This is a genomic window from Agrobacterium sp. NPDC090273 (assembly GCF_044772305.1).
In the GTDB taxonomy this organism is placed as follows: Bacteria; Pseudomonadota; Alphaproteobacteria; order Rhizobiales; family Rhizobiaceae; genus Agrobacterium.
Map to the genome: position 1 here is coordinate 464,534 of NZ_JBIVYN010000002.1, position 19,086 is coordinate 483,619.

The window sequence follows — 19,086 nt, forward strand, 5'->3', positions numbered from 1 at the left end:
CCAGCACCGTTCCAGTCTATTGATTTGCCCAGATTGTTCAGGGAATGAGGTTCTCATGCTGCCCGACCGGGATTTCTTCTTCAAACTTGCCGATGTTGCCAGCGCTGAGACGCTGCCTCGCTTCCGCACCGGCATTGCCGTCACCAACAAGCAAGATGGCGGTTATGATCCGGTCACCGAGGGCGATCAGGCTGCGGAAACAGCAATCCGGGCGTTGATCGAGGACACCTATCCGCAGCATGGCATTCTGGGTGAGGAGCACGGTAATGTCGGACTGGATCGCGACCATATCTGGGTTATCGATCCGATCGACGGAACCCGAGCGTTCATTTCCGGCGTTCCGGTCTGGGGTACACTGATCGGGTTTCAATCCGCCGGTCGCGCGACGATGGGAATGATGGACCAGCCTTTCACCCGGGAGCGTTATTTCGCAGACGGAAAGGACGCATGGTACTTCGGGCCGGACGGTGAGCGAAAGATCAAGACACGCGAGTGCGCCTCACTGTCGGATGCCGTGCTTTTCACCACGTCACCGCACATCTTCACGGCAGAGGAAGCGCCGGTTTACGCAGCCGTTCAGGATAAGGTTCGCCTGTTCCGTTATGGCGTGGATTGCTACGCTTATTGCCTGCTTGCCGCTGGGCACGTCGATCTGGTGATCGAATCAGGCTTGAAACCCTACGATGTCGGCGCACTCATTCCCGTCATCGAACAGGCAGGTGGCATCATGACCACCTGGGATGGCGGCAGACCGGAAAATGGTGGGCGCATCATCGCGGCCGGTTCAAAGGCCGTCCACGAGGAAGCTCTCGCTGTCCTCTCCAGGCTGTAGGCTAAAATTCACTCCGGCGCGAGAAACGCATCGATCGCCGCAAGCGCCTGCTTGCGGTAGACATCCCGCTCATGCAGCAATTCGTGACGGGCACCGGTAACGGGAAGAAGTTGTGCCGCTCGAAAATTACGCGAGAGCTCTTCCTGCGCCTTATAGGGCGTGATTGTGTCGAGCATCGGCGCCAGCACGAGCGTTGGAATGGTCACCTTGGTCAGGTGGTCCTGGCGCATGACACGATCCATGGTTTTCAGCGCTTCATGGAGCCAACGTGCCGTCGGCGCACCGACGAAAAGATCCGCATTCTGCCTGTGGAGCGCAAGATTGCGGGCAAAACGCGTCGCATCCGACGTCAGCGGATTACCGTCAAAGTCACGCTCTCGCTGGTCTTTTCCCAACTGAACCGCGCCGAGCCCTACAAAACTGAGAGCCGTGGCCACAAGCCGGATGATCGACGGCGGAACCGATTGCTGCTCGCCTAAAGCCACAAAGGGTGAGGTCAGGACCAGCCGTTCAATGCGGTTTGAAAGTTTTGGAGCCGACGCGAGCGCCGAGAGCGCGCCAGTCGAATGCGCCACCATGAAAAACGGCAGCCGGGTATCCGGCAAGACAATCTGCTCCAGAAAGAGGTTGATGTCGCGCTGATAGTCGGAAAATCGGCGAACATGCCCCGCATCGGTGTTTTTAAGCAGCCGTTCCGAACCACCCTGGCCGCGCAGATCGAACGTCGCGACCCAAAAGCCCATGGCGGTCAGGTCGGCAATCGTTTCGAAGTATTTTTCGATACATTCGTTTCGGCCATGCAGCAGCACGATCGTTCCACGGGCAAGCTGGCGACTGGCGCGAAAAATCGCATATCGAAGCTTTTTGCCACCATAGCCGGTGAAATAACCAACGGTGTTGTTCTCAGGAACCGGGTTGTTTTCGCTGGCGCGCAATAGGGCTTCGGTCATCAATCTTTTCCGGCTGTCGTGCCTATATCGGATAGGTCGGGGAAACGGACACGTCAAAGAAAAAATTGCCGGAACCGACGGTTAAAGCAGTCGCGGTTCCGGCCAGAAAGACAGAAGAAGAAGGGACGTTATTGCTTCTGTCTTCGAAGCATCGCTCCGATAGGCCCAGTTCTAGACACCTCAAACTGAACACTTCTGTAACCGGACATTCATTGGAAATTCAGCTTCCGTGATGGCCGCTCTGGAATGCCCCTGTCTTTTAACGGGAAAATGACTTGCGGGCGGTGACGAAAAGGCGGATCGTCAATTGCTGTGCGGCGGGAGGTTGTCGCATGAAGAAAGCATTCAGAAACAGCTACGGACTTTCTGCGATCATTCTGCATTGGCTCATCGCCGTGTTGATCTGTTGTCTGCTTTCACTTGGTTACATCATGACACAACCGGATATCGATCCAGGCCTGCAATTTTCGCTTTTCCAATGGCACAAATCATTCGGCATCCTGGTTCTGGCGCTGGCAATCATTCGTGGCGTGCATTGGTGCTTCGCGTCGCCCGTTACACCAATTGCAGAGTTGAGCCCTGTCGAGCGCATTGCCTCAAGCGTTGTTCATCGATGTCTGCTCGTGCTGACACTGGCCGTGCCGCTCGCAGGGTGGGCCATCGCGTCTGTTTCCCCTCTTAATATCCCGACGTTTTTGTTCAACCTCTACGTCATCCCCGATCTTCCACTCACACGTTCCGACCGTGCTGAAGAAATCTGGTCGTATGTCCACGCGACCCTTGCCTATACGGTTCTTTGTCTCGTCGTTCTGCACATCGGAGCAGCGCTCTACCATCATCTCTGGAAACGGGATCCCGTACTGCTTCGGATGCTTGGCAAAAACGGACAACGCCCCCTGGAGAAACGCCCATGAAAACCATCTTGTCTTTCCGGTTGGCATATACGACTGCCGTTCTCATTTGCCTCTGCGGACAGGCGATTGCGGCAGCGCTACCGAGTTTCGACGAAGCGGCAGGGCGCTACACGATCCAGCCATCCTCACGCATTGGCTTCACAGTCGAGCAGGTTGGTGGGGGTTCCGGCATAAAAGGCACATTCGGAAAATTTTCGGGTACCTTCAATCTCCAGGCGGGCGATGTAAGCCGCTCAACGGTGACGTTCACCTTGATACCGGATAGTGTCGAAACCGGCCAACAACGTATCGATACCTTCCTTAAATCAACTGCCGTCTTCGACACGGGCAGCTACGCGACCATCTCCTTCCGCTCTACCGGCATTGCCCAAACAGCGTCCGACACCGCAATCGTCACAGGAGAACTGACGGCCAAAGGTCATAAACGCACGGAGACATTCAACGTCAAACTGACCCGCTGGGACGGCGCTCGCATCGCGTTCCAGGTGACGGGTGGCGTGTTCCGCTCAAGATACGCGATGGATGTCGGTACCCCTATCTACTCCAATGTTGTGCAGTTCAACATGTCGATTGAAGGCGCGCGCCGGTAACAACACACCCAGCCAACATCGTGGCCTTGACGAGACGCAAAGCGATACCCACCTCTTTGTCACGGTTGCCAGAACGGGGCCGTGCCATAGACCGGCCGTCGCCAGAAAGGGATGTCCGGCTTAACCGCAAACAGTCGCTCACAAGGAGGACACTATGCGTCACGTTGATTTTTCTCCCCTCTATCGTTCCACCGTCGGTTTCGACCGCCTGTTTTCGATGCTCGATGGTATCGGGCAGCCTGAAGCCGCCCAGTCCTATCCGCCTTACAACATCGAACGGACGGGTGAGAACACTTACCGCATCACGATGGCAGTTGCAGGCTTCGATGAAACCGAACTCAGCATCGAATCCCGCGCCAATGCCTTGACGGTCAAGGCGGAGAAGTCCCAGGAAGACAAGGCTGCTGAAGGGGAATTCCTCTATCGCGGCATCGCCACACGCGCCTTCGAGCGCCGCTTCCAGCTTGCCGATCACGTTGAAGTCCAGTCCGCCTCTCTCAAGAACGGCCTGCTTCATATCGATCTGGTCCGCAACATTCCCGAAGCGATGAAACCGCGCCGCATCGCGATTTCCTCTGACATCGCCGAAGCAGCGAAGACGATCGAAGCGCAGGTTACGCCCGCTCAGGTCAACTAAGCCTGATAATCAGCTCCCAAACGAACGGCCTCCTTGGGGAGGCCGTTTTTGTTTGCCGATCCGGCAATTCTTACCGTGATGGAGCCACAGCCGGTTCCGCAGTGACAGCCGCGGCCTTCTCATGCGCCTTGCGGGCATAACGCTGGGCAAGGACGGCGCACACCATCAACTGGATCTGGTGGAACAGCATGATCGGCAGAACAATTGCGCCGATGCTTTGACCGGCAAAAATAGCGCCTGCCATCGGCACACCGCTGGCAAGGCTCTTTTTCGAGCCGCAGAAGGTGATGGTGATTTCGTCGGCCTTGTTGAAGCCCAGCAGACGGCTGCCAAACATGGTGACGCACAGGACAATAGCGAGCAGGACGATATCGATGCCGATCACGACACCGATGTCACGCAGCGAGAATGTGTGCCAGATGCCTTCGATCACGGCGTCCGAGAAAGCAAGGTAAACAACCATGAGGATGGAACCGCGATCAACAGGCGCGAGCAGTTTCTTGCGTGCCCTGATCCAGTCGCCAATCCAGGGCTGCAAGACCTGACCGACAATAAACGGCAGCAGCAATTGCAGGAAAATCTGCAAGAATGCGTCAAACGAAAAACCACCGCCATGGCCGCCAACGGTAAACAGCAGTCCAACGAGAAGCGGAGTGAGAAACATGCCGAAAATGTTCGAGGCAGAAGCCGAGCAGATCGCCGCCGGAACATTTCCGCCTGCCATCGACGTAAAGGCGATCGATGATTGAACGGTGGAGGGCAGAACGCAAAGAAAAAGGATGCCCATATAGAGCGGCGCAGGCAGGATGTCGCCTGGAATGAAGCCGATTGCCAAGCCAAGCAGCGGGAACAGGCCGAAGGTCACCAGAAGAATGGCAAGATGCAAGCGCCAGTGCAGGAGGCCGGCGATAACGACATCTCGCGAAAGACGTGCGCCATGCAGGAAAAACAGCAGTGCTATCGCAAGTTTCGTGGCCACGCCGAAGTAATCGGCGGCCTGACCGCTGACAGGCAGCACGGAGGCGAGAAGCACGGTCGCAACCAGCATCATGGTAAAGCGATCGGGAAGAAAGCGGCTCATCGGAATTCTTTCTCAGCGTATTCTACTTGAAGTGGCCAGAAGTATCGCTCATCATGAAATCAGATGCAAAGATTAACAGTTATCGTGATTTGCAATAAATGCTGAACCTCCAACATCTTGCAAGTTTTGTCATGCTCGAGCGCACCGGCAGCTTCACCCTGGCTGCGGAACGGCTAGGCATCGGACAATCCACCGTCAGCCAGCATATTCAAAGGCTTGAGGCTACGCTCGGACGCACGCTGATTGCCCGTAACACCCACCACGTGAAGCTGACCGGCGAAGGCGAGGCCCTGCTCGGTTATGCGCACAGCATGCTGGATATCGACAGCAAGGTGGCATCGTTATTTGGTGAAAGCCGTCTTCGGGGGCGATTCCGCCTTGGTGTATCCGAAGATTTCGTGGCAAGCCGGCTGACGGTCATCCTCGAGGAGTTCATCCGTCTTTATCCGCTGGTGGATCTCGAACTGACGGTTTCTTTGAGCGGCGTGCTCTACCAGATGCAGGATAATGGCGAACTCGATGTTGTCCTGGCCAAACGGCGGGTCGGCGACAGGCTCGGGCATTTTCTCTATCGCGAACCGCTGGTGTGGCTGGCACGCGACCCTGAGCGGGTGGTGAGCCGGCCCGACGCCCTGCCCCTGATTGCCTTTCCACCCCCCAGCATCACCCGAAAAGCCGCGCAGGAAGCGCTGGATGGTGCAGGTGTGGTGTGGCGTATTGTCTGCACCTGCGGAAGCTTGAGTGGTTTGACGGCGGCAGCCAGAGCCGGCATGGGCGTTCTCGTCCAACCGCGCAGCATGGCGCCCGCAGGTTTGAGAGAAATCCCCGCAGGGGTGTTGCCACCGCTCGAGGACGTGGAGTTCGTGCTGCAACCAAGCAAAGGCGCCGATGGCAAGCTGGTTCAGGCGCTGTCCGACCTCGTGTCCAGCAAAAGCATCGCACCCGGCAGCTTCGTCTGAAGCGTAACCGTAATGACCGCACTCTTGCGAATGCGGTCACACTTTCCAAGGGTAACGTGTTCCGCCGGGACGAAAGGTGTCAGGCCGTCGGCTGTTTCGTCTTGCGCAGGTAGGGAAGAACGGTATCGAACGAACCGAAACGGGTCGTCGCATCTTCGTTCGACACTGCGGCGGTGATGATGACATCTTCACCTTGTTGCCAGTTGGCCGGGGTTGCGACCTGGTGCTTGGCCGTAAGCTGGATGGAATCGATGGCACGCAGGATTTCGTGGAAGTTGCGGCCCGTGGTCATCGGGTAAGTGAGGATCAACTTGATCTTCTTGTCCGGGCCGATGACGTAGACGGACCGAACGGTCGCATTATCGGCAGGCGTGCGCCCCTCCGAAGACTCGCCCGCACCGGCAGGCAGCATGTCATAGAGCTTCGCAACGTTGAGATCACGGTCGCCGATCAGCGGATATTCGACGTCGAAACCCGTCGCGGTCTTGATGTCGAGCTTCCACTTTGCATGGCTGTCGACCGGATCGACAGAAATTCCGATAATTTTGACACCGCGTTTTTTGAACTCGTCTTCAAGCCCGGCCACCGCACCAAGCTCTGTGGTGCACACAGGGGTGAAGTTCTTCGGATGGGAAAACAGAACGGCCCAACCGCCACCGATCCAGTCATGGAAATGGATGGTCCCCTGGGTGGTCTCAGCCGTAAAATCCGGTGCTACATCGTTAATACGCAGGCTCACTGGTCTCTCTCCTCTTTGATTTAACATGCTGTTGGCAACAGCCTGCTTCAGCCCCAATCTTGGACGTCACCTGGCTTTCTTCAAGCAAGTTTATTCCAACATTCCAGCACTTCACGACGTTAATTTTACGAGCACGCATAAATTGTGGTCAAGCTTCTGGCATACCAGCGATTTTTTTGCTGGCTGGCGCCCCAGAACGGGGATGTGCAACACCTTTGGCCTCGACACATCATCCGAAGGTATGAGCAATCCTTATGTTTTCCTTATGTCGCCCATATGGATTCCCAATCGAACCTTGACGCAGATCAGGCCTAGATTTCGCTCCTGAATTCACAGGAGAAACGGAAATGTCCGACTTCATCTTCACTCTGGCAGGCGTGGGAATACTCATCCTGTTCGCGCTTTATGCCCGCGCGCTCAACCGGCTGTGAGGCAATCCATGATCGAACCCTTGATCGGCCTCGCCGTCGCTGCGGCACTCGCCATTTATCTCGTCGTGACGCTGTTGCGTCCCGAACGCTTCTGACCCTTCGGGAGAACCCCCATGACTATTATCGGGTGGCTACAGATCAGCCTCCTTTTTCTTGCCGTGCTCGTTATCGTCAAACCGCTTGGCCTTTACATGGCGAAAGTATTTTCCGGTGACAGAACATTTCTTTCTCCTCTTTTCACGCCCGTTGAACGCGGCCTTTATCTGCTCGCTGGCGTAAGCCCGAAGAAGGAGCAGAACTGGCTGGGCTATACACTTTCAATGCTTGCCTTTTCGATCGCAGGTTTTGTCGTGCTTTACGCCATTCTGCGCCTTCAGGCGTTTTTGCCGCTCAATCCGCAGGGCTTTGCCAACGTCCCCTCTGATCTCGCCTTCAACACCGCCGTCAGCTTCGTGACCAATACAAACTGGCAGAACTATGCGGGCGAAACGACGATGAGCCATTTCAGCCAGATGGCAGGCCTGACCGTCCAGAACTTCCTGTCTGCGGCTGTTGGCATGGCAATGGCAATTGCCCTGACGCGCGCTTTCGCACGTTCTCAGTCGGCAACGCTCGGCAATTTCTGGGTCGATATGACCCGTGCCACGCTCTACATCCTTTTGCCTCTCGCCTTCATCGTTGGCATCGCTTTTGTTGCCATGGGCCTGCCGCAGACCCTCGATGCAAGCGTCACCGCAACCACGCTGGAAGGCGCTCAGCAGGTCATTTCGCTTGGGCCGGTCGCAAGCCAGGAAGCCATCAAGCAGCTCGGCACCAACGGCGGTGGATTCTTCAACGTCAACGCCGCCCATCCATTTGAGAATCCAACGGCTTTCGCCAACTACCTGAACATTTTCGCGATGTTGTCGATTTCGGCAGCATTGGTTTACACCTTCGGCCAGATGGTCGGTAACCGCAAGCAGGGTTGGGTGCTGTTGTCTGCCATGGCGATCCTGCTCGTCGCAGGCGTGGCCGTCGTCTACTGGGCGGAATCCTCCGGCAACTCCATTCTCACCGCTCTTGGTGTCGATGCGGCGCAGGGGAACATGGAAGGCAAGGAAATCCGCTTTGGTCAGGCCATGACGGCGCTCTATGCCGCTGTTACGACCGGTCTTTCGGATGGTGGCGTCAACGGCATGCACGGCTCCTTCACCGGTCTTGGCGGTCTGGTGCCGATGTTCCTGATCCAGCTGGGTGAAATCCTGCCGGGCGGTGTCGGCTCCGGTCTTTACGGTATGCTGGTCTTTGCGCTGCTTTCGGTTTTCGTTGCAGGCCTCATGGTCGGCCGTACACCCGAGTTTCTCGGCAAGAAAATCGAAAGCCGGGAAATGAAATATGCCATGCTGGCAGTCCTCATTCTACCGGTTGCAATCCTCGGCTTCACGGCTGTCTCTGCCGTGCTGCCGTCGGCTGTCGCCAGTATCGGCACCGCTGGTCCGCACGGCCTGTCGGAAATCCTCTACGCCTTCACCTCCGCAACCGGCAACAACGGCTCGGCTTTCGGTGGTCTGAGCGGCAACACGCCCTGGTATAACACGACGCTTGGCATCGCCATGCTGCTCGGTCGCTTTGCCTATGCCGTCCCGGTCATGGCCATCGCCGGCTCTCTTGCAGCAAAGGTCCGCGTTCCCGCTTCCAGTGGCACGTTCCCGACCGATGGCCCACTTTTCGTCGGCCTTCTCATCGGCATCATTCTTATCCTCGGCGGGCTGCAATTCTTCCCGGCGCTCGCACTCGGCCCCATTGTCGAACATTTCGCGATGCTGGCCGGCCAGACTTTCTAAAGGACAGTCAACATGTCTCACAAACCCGCAAAACCGGGCCTTTTCGATCCGGCCATTTTGGTGCCGGCCACAAAAAATGCGTTCGTGAAACTCGATCCGCGCCAACTCGTGCGCAACCCCGTCATCTTCGTCACCGAAGCCGTAGCCGCCATGGTAACCGTCTTCTTCCTTCGGGATCTTGTGGCGAACACCGGCAATGCCGGCTTCTCGGGCCAGATCGCCGCATGGCTTTGGTTCACGGTTCTTTTCGCCACCTTTGCTGAGGCGGTGGCGGAAGGTCGTGGCCGCGCCCAGGCTGACAGCCTGAAACGGACCCGTTCCGACCTCACCGCCCGACGCGTCGCCGCGAACGGCAAGGAAGAGACCATTGCAGCAACGATGCTCAAGGTCGGCGATCTCGTTGTCGTCGACGCCGGTGAACTTATCCCCGGTGACGGCGAGGTCATCGAGGGTGTCGCTTCTGTCAACGAAAGCGCCATTACCGGTGAATCCGCTCCTGTGATCCGCGAATCCGGCGGTGATCGGTCGGCTGTAACTGGCGGTACGCAGGTTCTCTCCGACCAGCTCACCATCCGTATCACCACCCCGCCCGGCGCAAGCTTCGTGGATCGCATGATTGCGTTGATCGAAGGCGCGGAGCGCCAGAAAACCCCGAACGAGATCGCCTTGTCGATCCTGCTGTCGGGCCTGACGCTGATCTTCCTGATCGTCGTCGTAACCATCTGGGGTCTTGCCGGTTACTCCGGTACCCTACTCTCGGTGACAGTCTTGGCGGCTCTCCTCGTTACCCTTATCCCGACAACCATCGGCGGACTTCTGTCTGCCATCGGTATCGCCGGGATGGATCGACTGGTGCGTTTCAACGTGATCGCCACATCCGGTCGTGCCGTCGAAGCTGCTGGCGACGTCGACACGCTGCTGCTCGACAAGACCGGCACGATCACCTTCGGCAACCGCATGGCGGCAGACTTCATTCCTGCCCCTGGCGTTACCCAGCAACAGGTCGCCGAAGCCGCCTTGCTTGCCAGCCTCTCGGATGAAACGCCGGAAGGCCGCTCCATCGCCGCTCTCGCGACGGGTGAGTTTGGCCTGGCCGCGCCAAAAGTGACGGTCGATGCGACAATCCCCTTTACCGCGCAGACACGCCTTTCCGGTATCGACATGGGCTCGCATCGACTGCGCAAGGGTGCGATCGATGCCATCCTGAAGTTCGCAGGCGTCTCGGACAAGAACGTGCCTGCCGAATTCAGCCAGGCTGTCGAAAAGATCGCACGGACTGGCGGCACGCCGCTTGGCGTCGCTGATGGAAACCGTCTGATCGGTGTCATTCATCTCAAGGACGTCGTAAAGCCAGGCATCAAGGAGCGCTTCGCAGCACTGCGTGCCATGGGCATTCGAACCGTGATGGTCACCGGTGACAACCCGGTCACGGCAGCCGCCATCGCATCCGAAGCCGGTGTCGATGACTACCTTGCCGAGGCAACGCCGGAAGACAAGCTCGCTTACATCCGTCGTGAGCAGCAGGGCGGCCGACTGATCGCCATGTGCGGTGACGGCACCAACGACGCACCCGCACTGGCGCAAGCCGATGTCGGCGTCGCGATGCAGACAGGAACACAGGCAGCGCGCGAAGCCGCCAACATGGTGGACCTCGATTCCAGCCCGACAAAGCTGATCGAGATCGTTGAAATCGGCAAGCAATTGCTGATGACGCGCGGCTCGCTGACGACCTTCTCGATCGCCAATGACGTCGCCAAGTATTTCGCGATCATTCCGGCCCTGTTCGTTGCGACCTACCCGGCCCTCAGCGCCCTGAACATCATGGGGCTTGCCTCGCCGCAATCGGCAATCCTGTCTGCGGTCATCTTCAACGCGTTGATCATCATCGCGCTGATCCCGCTGGCACTCAAAGGCGTGGCCTATCGCCCTGCCGGCGCCGCGTCTCTCCTGCGCCGCAATCTCTTCATCTACGGACTTGGCGGCCTCGTCCTGCCATTTGCCGGAATCAAGATCATCGATATCGCCGTTTCGGCGCTGCATCTGGTGTAATCATGCTGAACCAACTTCGCCCCGCATTCGTTCTTATTGTCATCCTGACAGCTCTGACCGGCCTTGGCTTTCCGCTTGCCGTAACGGGTATTGCACAGGCACTTCTGCCTGGGCAGGCCAATGGCACGTTGATCTACCGCGGCGACACGCTCGTCGGCTCCGCCTTGATCGGTCAGAATTTTTCATCCGACCGTTATTTCTGGCCGCGCCCTTCCGCAACCGGGCCGGATGCCTACAATGCATCCGCTTCATCCGGCTCCAACCTCGGAACGACCTCGGTCAAGCTGCGTGATCGCGTCGCCGCCGATGTCGAACGCCTGAAGACCGCTGGTATGGAAACCATACCTGCCGATGCGGTCACCACATCCGGTTCCGGCCTCGACCCGCACATCTCACCGGAGTTTGCCGACGCCCAGATCATTCGTGTTGCAACGGCACGGAACATCACGCCCGAAACCCTTCGCACCATGGTTCAAGATCATACGGAAAACCGGACGTTTGGAATTGTCGGCGAACCACGTGTGAATGTGCTAGAGCTCAATCTCGCGCTGGATGCGCTCAAGAGCTGATACGGATGCCATCGAACGAACGAGACGACACAAATCGCCCCGATCCGGATGCGTTGCTTGCCCTGGCGGAGAAAGACCGCCGGGGCAAGCTCACGATTTTTCTGGGAGCCGCACCCGGCGTCGGCAAGACCTATGCGATGCTCAACCGTGCCCAGCGCCTGAAGCGTGAGGGTACGGATATCGTTGCCGGCTTGGTGGAAACACATGAGCGCAACGAAACATCTGCTCTGCTGGACGGCCTGGAAATCTTGCCACGTATCACCGTTTCCTACCGCGGCAAATCGCTTGAAGAGTTCGACCTCGACGCCGCGCTGGCACGTCGACCAAGCATCATCATCGTCGATGAACTGGCTCACTCCAACCCGGAGGGCTTTCGTCATCCGAAACGCTACCAGGATATAGAGGAGCTGATTGCCGCCGGGATAGACGTCTGGACGGCGCTTAATATCCAGCATCTGGAAAGCCTGTCTGATCTCGTCGCGCAGATCACCGGCGTCAACGTGCGAGAGCGCGTTCCCGACACGGTATTGAAACGCGCTGATGATGTATTGCTGGTGGACCTGCCGCCAGCCGAACTCATTACCCGGCTACAGGAAGGCAAGGTCTACTTGCCCGCGAGCGCGCGGCGTGCCGCCGACCGCTTTTTCCGCCTTGGAAATCTCACCGCGCTCCGTGAACTGGCCCTGCGGCGCACCGCCGACCGCGTCGACGACCAGATGATCGACTATCTGCGCCAGAACGCCATTGAAGGTCCCTGGGCGACCGGCGAGCGTCTTCTCGTGTGTATCGGCCCCGACGCCCTGTCCGAAAAGGTGGTGCGTGTTGCAAGCCGTCTCGCCTCCGGCCTTAACGCACCATGGGTAGTCGTCAGTATTTCACGCGACGACCGAGAAACCATGGACGAGGAGGGTTTGCGCCGGATCGACGAAACCTTTCGTCTGGCCGAAAAGCTTGGCGCCGAGACAAAGCGCATCACAGGCAACGATTTCGTTACGGAAATTCTCAAACTCGCACGGCGTGAACATGCGACGCAGATCGTCATCGGATCACAAAAGCGCGGCTGGTTGCGCCTTCCCTTCCGCACGCGCCTGGCCGATGCCCTGACACGCGAAGCAAGCGGTATTGGCCTTCATCTCGTGACGGCAGATGAAAAAGCGGTTGCGAAAACGCCGCCGAAACGGGTCCGGCTGCGGATTTCCTCGCTTGCCAGACCATTCGGCATTGCCGCACTGTCTGTCCTGCCGGCAATTGCAGTCGGCACGATCATGGATCGCCTCGTTTATCTGCCGAATGTCTCGCTGCTCTTCCTGCTCGCCGTTCTTTGTGCTGCGACCTATGCCGGCTTCACTGCGGCCATATTTGCCGCACTGTTGTCAGCGCTCGGCTACAATTTCTTCTTCATCACGCCGCGCTACAACTTTACCATCGCCGCACCGCACGAGGTCTTTGCCCTTTTCGTGTTCATCGCAGCCGCGATTTTGGCTGGCAGTCTCGCTTCGCGTATTCGCGAGCAGGCCAACATGGCCCGTTCGCGTGCCACGGCCATGCAGGCACTCTACGACTTTGCCCGCAAACTGTCCGGAACTGCCGATGTGGACGAAGTGCTCTGGGCGTCCGTGACGCAATTGCAGGCGGGCATCCGCCGCAACGTCGTTCTGCTGCTGCCACAGAACGACACACTGGACACCGCCGCCGCGTGGCCACCGGACACCGAACTCGGCGTCACGGAAATTGCCGCTGCGCGATGGGCCAACGAGCGCAGGGAACCGGCAGGTTCAGGCACCGGCACCTTGCCCAATTGTAGATTCCAGTTCAGGCCACTGACAAGCCCACATGGCGTGGTCGGCGTTTGCGGTTATGAAGTCGGTGACGAACCGCTCGACTCCAATGCTGAAAGGATGCTGTCCGCCATCATCGACCAGACCGCGACGGCCATTGACCGCGCCCGCCTCTCCTCAGAAAGTGCCGAGCAGGCTGCCAGGCTGGAAAACGAACGCTACCGGGAGGCCCTGTTGTCTTCCATTTCGCATGACCTGCGTACACCCCTGGCAACAATCACCGGTGCCGTCACAAGCCTACGCGAACTGGGTGACCGAATGCCGCCGGAAAGCCGCGACGATCTGCTCCAGTCCATTGAAGAAGAAGGCGCGAGGCTGACACGCTTCGTCGCCAATCTTCTCGACATGACCAGAATAACCGCAGGCACCCTCAAGGCCAAACGCGAATGGGTCGATGTAGGCGATGTCGTGCGTCTGGCAACCGAACGGGCGCGTAAATATTTCCCTGCACAGGCATTTGAAACCGGCATTGCAACGGACCTGCCGTTGCTGCTCGGTGATAGCGTTCTGCTCGAGCAGGTCCTTTTCAATCTGCTGGACAATGCCGCCAAATATGGAGGCGGAGAACCCGTCAACATTTACGCGCGCAAGGACGGCAGGGAGCTGATAATTTCTGTTACGGACCTTGGCAAAGGGATTCCGACGGCCGATCTGGACCGTATCTTTGAAAAGTTCTATCGACGTTCCAAATCGGATGGTCGCGCACCTGGCACGGGCCTTGGTCTCTCCATCGCGCGTGGCTTTATCGAAGCGATGGGTGGGCGTATCCATGCTGAAAGCCCGGCCGTTCGCAAGCGGGGCACACGTATCGTCATGCGTTTCCCGATCGAGGAAAAGCCGGCGGACAAGGGAACATCATGACGTTAGGACGGATTCTTGTTGTCGATGACGAGCCTCAGATCAGGCGCTTTCTGCGTCCAGCCCTTGCTGCGGCTGGGTACGAGGTGATCGAAGCCGAAAATGGCACCGATGCCCTGAAGGCTGTTGCGACTGCTGCACCGGAGATCGTCATTCTCGATCTTGGATTGCCCGATATGGATGGCAAGGATGTCATTGCCAGCCTGCGTGGCTGGTCGAGCATTCCGATCATCATCCTGTCGGCCCGTGATCGCGAAACAGAAAAGATCGCCGCACTCGATCTTGGTGCCGACGATTACATCGAAAAGCCTTTCGGGATCGGCGAATTGACCGCACGCATCCGCACGGCGATGCGTCATCGCGGCAATACAAGTGCGGCGCTCACCGTCGTCCACGCAGACGGGCTGAAGATCGATGTGGTGCAGCGGATCGTTTCTCGCGACGGCAATCCGATACGCCTGACACCGAAAGAATACGACCTTCTGGTTCTCCTTGCGCACCATGCCGGGCGCGTGGTCACCCATCGCATCCTGCTGACCTCCGTATGGGGACCAGCTCATGGCGAAGACTTGCACTATCTGCGCGTTTTCATTGGTCAGTTACGGCAGAAGATAGAACGCGACCCGACCCAGCCGAAAATTGTGCAGACTGAACCCGGTGTCGGCTACCGGCTCATCGTTGATACGGATGGCGCGTAGACGAGGTTATCTTCCGCTACGGCAGAGACGTATTCTGACGCAAGTGTCGGCCAAGGGTCTTCGCAAGCAGCGATCGTCGCACCGAACGCATCACCAACGCCTATCAGAATGGGCTCGTTCACACCCAGCGTTTCAACGGCCGTGGCCAGTTGAGCCAAAGTCCCTCTCCAACGCTTTTCATTGACACGGCTGACCGATGTCATGATGGCGACTGGTGTCGACGCTGGCATGCCGTGCAGCAAAAGTGCACTCTTGATATCTCCAGCCGTGCGGCCACCCATGTAAAAAACAGTCGTGACAGAAGGATCGGAAAGCGACTTCCAGTCCAGACTACCGGGCAACTTGCCCTGTCTGGAATGGCCCGTTACGAACCGGACAGACTGCGCGTGATCGCGGTGCGTCAGAGACACGCCGAGACGTGAAGCCATAGCGCTGGCCGCCGTAATGCCGGGTACAATCTCAACCGGTATGTTTTCTGCCCGTAACGCAGCGATCTCTTCGCCCGCACGTCCGAAGATCATCGGGTCGCCGGATTTCAGTCGCACCACCCGTTTTCCAGCCTTTGCAAGCCGGATCATCGTTGCGTTGATGTCTTCCTGCTTGCAGCTTTCGCGGCCGCCACGCTTGCCCACCAGCATGCGCTTCGCCTCCCGGCGTGCCAATTCCAGAACATCGTCGGACACAAGATCATCAAAAAGAATGACGTCAGCAGCCTGCAGGGCGCGCACCGCTTTCAAGGTAAGAAGTTCGGCATCTCCCGGTCCGGCGCCCACCAGCGTCACATGCCCACAGGATGGTCTGATAGCACGCATCTTGCTTTCGATCTCATTCAGCAGCCGCTCTTCGGCGACCGAACCTGGCTTTTCGGTAAAAGCCAGATCGATAAATTTCTCCCAGAAAGTCCGCCGCGCGCCACCCGGAGCAAATCGCAGATTGACGCGGTCGCGGATCGTATGAGCAAGTCTACCCCATTCCTTGAGCGTTCCGGGTAACAGAGTTTCGATACGTCGACGGATCGCCTGTGCCAGAATAGGTGCGGCGCCATCTGTCGAGATCGACACCACCACCGGGGAACGGTTGACGATAGAGCCGAACTGGAACTGACAGAACTGTGGCTTGTCGATAACGTTGACCGGTACACCTGCCTTGCGCGCGGCAATGTAGAAGGATTTGGCCTCCGCGTCCGTTTCGCAATCAGCCAGTGCCAGTTCAGCACCGTCGAATACACTTTCATCCCAGTGGTGAGCGTGCAACGTCATGGTCGGTGTTCCGGCGATCAACGCCGCGAAAGTCTCAGACAACTCGGACTGCTCGCAATGAACATGAACCTCTGCACCGCAGGCGCTAAGAAGCTCCGCCTTCCATGCCGCCCCATCCGAGCCACCCGCCAGGACAACGCGCTTGCCTTCCAACCCCCAAAATACTGGAAGCTTGGCAAGTTTCTCCATGCGAGCCGGCTCATTCCGCTGCAGTTTTAAGGCATCCATCGATGATCCCCCTGATCTCGGCGCGGCATGAGCCGCAATTTGTTCCTGCGCTCAACGTCTTGCCGATGGCCTCGACCGTGTGGCAGCCGTCCCGGATGGCCGCGGTAATCTGATTGACGCCAACGCTGAAACAGGAGCACACGGTGGCACCCGGGTCCGGCCTGCCAGCACCTGGACGTCCGGCAATCAGGGCAAAACGCATACGCAGATCTTCATGGCGCGTGGTGAGCTGCGAGATTGCCCAATTGCGGGCAACGGCGACCGGGCTCTTTGCTATGAAAAGCGCTGCGAGCAGCGTCTCCCCATCAAAAAAAGCGAGCCTGATATCGCCGGTCTGACGGTCGTTGTAACCGAGCGGTTCAATTCTGGCGTCGATACCAAAAGCTGAGCGCGCCCAGGCGGTCCAGTCTTCCGGCAGACCTTCAAAAGCCAGCTCCATGCGATGCCCGCCGTCCGCTTTGGCGACGGCCCAATAACGACAATCCAATGTCTTTGGATGCGCGCGGGAAATCGCAAAGCCGTAAGCGGCAGGCTCGAAACGAGAAGCCTTCACCGCCACGTTTTTCGAAGCGGGCTGACCGGAGTGCGGATCGGTGACCGCTGGAACGAGCGTATCGATACGTGCCAGAGAGGCAAACTGATCGTTCCAGTGCATGGGGGCGAAGACAGAGCCGCGCGCCTGGCGATCGCTGACCAACGCACGCAACAGCACCGTACCGTTCGGGCTTTCCAGCATGACCAGATCGGCACTCGCAATGCCAAGCGATTGCGCGTCGCGGGGATGCATCTCAACGAAGGGTTCTGCAATATGCGCCGTCAACCGTGCGCTTTTGCCGGTTCGTGTCATTGTGTGCCACTGGTCTCTGATACGACCAGTGTTCAAAGTCAGAGGATAATCTGCGCAAGCAGTTCGCCGCTCCGGCAGGACCGTTGGAATAAAGCGTGCCTTGCCGTCGGCGTGGAAAAACCGGCCCTCCGCAAAAAATCGTGTTTCGACGGCATCCGATCCCTTTGCTTTTGGCCATTGGAAGGGAAGCATTCGGTCGTAGGAAACCGGATCGATGCCGTCGCACGACCCGATATCGAAATCGCGTTGGCCGTCGTTTTCAAATGTGGAAAGTGCGGCGTGCTCACTGAAAACCGCCGCCGGATGCGAGAAAGAAAAGGCCTGCTCATAGCCCATACGGCGGCCGACTTCGGCTAGTTGCCACCAGTCGGCTCTTGCCTCCCCGGCAGGTTCGAGAAAGGGACGCTGGCGGGAAATACGCCGTTCGGAGTTTGTGACCGTGCCATCCTTTTCGCCCCAGCCGAGAGAAGGCAACAGCACGTGGGCATGCCGCGCCGTGTCCGTCGTCTCCATGATCTCGGAAACGACGACGAACGGACATTGGGCGATTGCCGCCTCGACAACAGAGGCATCCGGCATGGAGACGACCGGATTGGTAGCCATGATCCAGAGTGCTTTCACACGTCCGTCCCTCACGGCCTGAAACAGATCGACCGCCTTCAACCCAGGCTTTTCTGCAATGACGGGAGAGCTCCAGAAGCGCTGCACACGATCGCGATCCTGCGGATTTTCGATGGCCATGTGCGCAGCGAGCATATTGGCGAGGCCGCCGACCTCGCGGCCACCCATGGCATTCGGCTGACCGGTCAGTGAGAACGGTCCCATGCCGGGTCGGCCGATCCGACCCGTCGCCAGGTGGCAGTTGATGATGGCGTTGACCTTGTCGGTGCCAGAGGCCGATTGGTTGACGCCCTGGCTGTAGCACGTCACGACCTTTTCGGTTGCCTCGAACAATTCATAGAAATGGAGGAGTTCGGGTAGCATCAACCCGGTCGCTTCCGCGATCTCAGCGAGATCATATGCCTTTGCTGTGTGGACAGCGGTAGCAAAGCCCGTCGTATGGCGATCGACATAAACGTCATCGACCGAAGACCCCGCAGCGAGATATGCCAACAGACCGGCAAAAAGCGCCACATCGCCATCGGGGCGAACAGCAAGGTGCATATCGGCAATATCCACCGTCATCGTCCGACGCGGATCAATCACCACGACCTTCATGTCCGGTCGCGCGGCTTTTGCGGCTGCAAGCCTCTGGTACAGAACAGGATGACACCATGCCAGATTGGAGCCGGTGAGGATGACCAGATCTGCCAGCTCCAGATCTTCATAGGTGCCGGGAACCGTATCCGACCCGAAGGCACGGCGATGTCCGGCGACCGATGAAGACATGCAGAGCCGCGAATTGGTGTCGATGTTCGCGGAACCGATGAAACCCTTCATCAGCTTGTTGGCAAGGTAATAATCCTCCGTCAGCAATTGGCCGGAGACGTAAAAGGCAACCGCCTCAGGTCCATGTTCCGAGATGATTTGCGAAAAGCGGGAAGCAACGAGGTCAAGCGCTTCATGCCATCCTGTTCTGCGACCGGCCACCGACGGATAGAGCAGCCGCCCTTCCAGATCGAGGGTCTCGGCAAGAGCGGAACCCTTGGAGCAGAGCCGGCCGAAATTGGCCGGGTGCTCGGGATCTCCCTTGACTGAAACAGCACCGCCGTCCGAAACGGTCGCGACAACGCCGCAACCGACACCACAATAGGGACAGGTGGTCTTGACCTCTTTTGCCATGT

At 58.2% G+C, this 19,086-nt stretch carries 16 protein-coding genes; 11 read left to right on the plus strand and 5 right to left on the minus strand.

The window, feature by feature from the left end:
* Nucleotides 1-55: 55 nt before the first annotated feature.
* Complete coding sequence (gene hisN, locus ACIQT8_RS08475) at nt 56-832, plus strand: histidinol-phosphatase (RefSeq protein ID WP_400964720.1); 777 nt, start codon at nt 56-58, stop codon at nt 830-832.
* An 8-nt stretch (nt 833-840) separates the two neighbouring features.
* Here the strand turns inward: hisN and ACIQT8_RS08480 are convergent, their stop codons facing one another.
* The gene (locus ACIQT8_RS08480; RefSeq protein ID WP_262527627.1) at nt 841-1,782 is read right to left on the minus strand and encodes an alpha/beta fold hydrolase; all 942 of its coding nucleotides are present in this window, start codon (nt 1,780-1,782) and stop codon (nt 841-843) included.
* A 332-nt stretch (nt 1,783-2,114) separates the two neighbouring features.
* Between ACIQT8_RS08480 and ACIQT8_RS08485 the strand changes: the two genes are divergently transcribed.
* The 3 genes from ACIQT8_RS08485 (at nt 2,115) to ACIQT8_RS08495 (ending at nt 3,923) form a co-directional block, all read left to right on the plus strand.
* The gene (locus ACIQT8_RS08485; protein WP_400964721.1) at nt 2,115-2,696 is read left to right on the plus strand and encodes a cytochrome b; all 582 of its coding nucleotides are present in this window, start codon (nt 2,115-2,117) and stop codon (nt 2,694-2,696) included.
* Complete coding sequence (locus ACIQT8_RS08490) at nt 2,693-3,286, plus strand: YceI family protein (RefSeq protein ID WP_400964722.1); 594 nt, start codon at nt 2,693-2,695, stop codon at nt 3,284-3,286. The genes ACIQT8_RS08485 and ACIQT8_RS08490 overlap by 4 nt, the downstream gene beginning before the upstream one ends.
* Nucleotides 3,287-3,440: 154 nt before the next feature.
* A complete protein-coding gene (locus tag ACIQT8_RS08495; RefSeq protein ID WP_138791958.1) occupies nt 3,441-3,923 on the plus strand; it encodes an Hsp20 family protein in 483 nt (160 codons plus the stop codon).
* Between the two features lie 70 nt (nt 3,924-3,993).
* Here ACIQT8_RS08495 and ACIQT8_RS08500 read toward each other — a convergent pair whose 3' ends face one another.
* The gene (locus ACIQT8_RS08500) at nt 3,994-5,004 is read right to left on the minus strand and encodes a bile acid:sodium symporter family protein (protein WP_262527622.1); all 1,011 of its coding nucleotides are present in this window, start codon (nt 5,002-5,004) and stop codon (nt 3,994-3,996) included.
* 98 nt (nt 5,005-5,102) lie between these two features.
* Between ACIQT8_RS08500 and ACIQT8_RS08505 the strand changes: the two genes are divergently transcribed.
* Complete coding sequence (locus ACIQT8_RS08505; protein WP_138791956.1) at nt 5,103-5,963, plus strand: LysR family transcriptional regulator; 861 nt, start codon at nt 5,103-5,105, stop codon at nt 5,961-5,963.
* A 79-nt stretch (nt 5,964-6,042) separates the two neighbouring features.
* On the opposite strand, the gene ACIQT8_RS08510 is transcribed toward ACIQT8_RS08505, so the two are convergent.
* A complete protein-coding gene (locus ACIQT8_RS08510) occupies nt 6,043-6,702 on the minus strand; it encodes a peroxiredoxin (protein WP_400964723.1) in 660 nt (219 codons plus the stop codon).
* Nucleotides 6,703-7,141: 439 nt separating this feature from the next.
* Between ACIQT8_RS08510 and kdpF the strand changes: the two genes are divergently transcribed.
* The 6 genes from kdpF to ACIQT8_RS08540 are packed head-to-tail and all read left to right on the plus strand — an operon-like array spanning nt 7,142 to nt 14,968.
* Nucleotides 7,142-7,228 (plus strand): K(+)-transporting ATPase subunit F, encoded by an 87-nt coding sequence (gene kdpF / locus ACIQT8_RS08515; RefSeq protein ID WP_138792259.1) that lies wholly within the window; start codon nt 7,142-7,144, stop codon nt 7,226-7,228.
* An 18-nt stretch (nt 7,229-7,246) separates the two neighbouring features.
* Complete coding sequence (kdpA, locus tag ACIQT8_RS08520; RefSeq protein WP_138791954.1) at nt 7,247-8,956, plus strand: potassium-transporting ATPase subunit KdpA; 1,710 nt, start codon at nt 7,247-7,249, stop codon at nt 8,954-8,956.
* Between the two features lie 12 nt (nt 8,957-8,968).
* Nucleotides 8,969-11,005, plus strand: coding sequence for a potassium-transporting ATPase subunit KdpB (gene kdpB, locus ACIQT8_RS08525; RefSeq protein ID WP_400964724.1), 2,037 nt, complete (start codon nt 8,969-8,971; stop codon nt 11,003-11,005).
* A 2-nt stretch (nt 11,006-11,007) separates the two neighbouring features.
* On the plus strand, nt 11,008-11,574 hold the full coding sequence (gene kdpC / locus ACIQT8_RS08530; RefSeq protein ID WP_262527616.1) for a potassium-transporting ATPase subunit KdpC: 567 nt from the start codon (nt 11,008-11,010) through the stop codon (nt 11,572-11,574).
* A gap of 5 nt (nt 11,575-11,579) precedes the next feature.
* Nucleotides 11,580-14,273 carry an ATP-binding protein gene (locus ACIQT8_RS08535; protein WP_400964725.1) on the plus strand — a complete coding sequence of 898 codons (2,694 nt, stop codon included), beginning with the start codon at nt 11,580-11,582 and terminating at the stop codon, nt 14,271-14,273.
* Nucleotides 14,270-14,968: a response regulator gene (locus ACIQT8_RS08540; protein ID WP_262527614.1), complete on the plus strand. Its 699-nt coding sequence runs from the start codon at nt 14,270-14,272 to the stop codon at nt 14,966-14,968. Before ACIQT8_RS08535 ends, ACIQT8_RS08540 begins: the two co-directional genes overlap by 4 nt.
* Here the strand turns inward: ACIQT8_RS08540 and cysG are convergent.
* Both cysG and ACIQT8_RS08550 read right to left on the minus strand, forming a co-directional pair.
* Nucleotides 14,935-16,455 (minus strand): siroheme synthase CysG, encoded by a 1,521-nt coding sequence (cysG, locus tag ACIQT8_RS08545; RefSeq protein WP_400964726.1) that lies wholly within the window; start codon nt 16,453-16,455, stop codon nt 14,935-14,937. The two genes, ACIQT8_RS08540 and cysG, sit on opposite strands and share 34 nt — an antisense overlap.
* Nucleotides 16,427-19,084, minus strand: a complete 2,658-nt coding sequence (locus ACIQT8_RS08550) for a molybdopterin-dependent oxidoreductase (RefSeq protein WP_400964727.1) — start codon at nt 19,082-19,084, stop codon at nt 16,427-16,429. The genes cysG and ACIQT8_RS08550 overlap by 29 nt, the downstream gene beginning before the upstream one ends.
* Nucleotides 19,085-19,086: the final 2 nt, after the last annotated feature.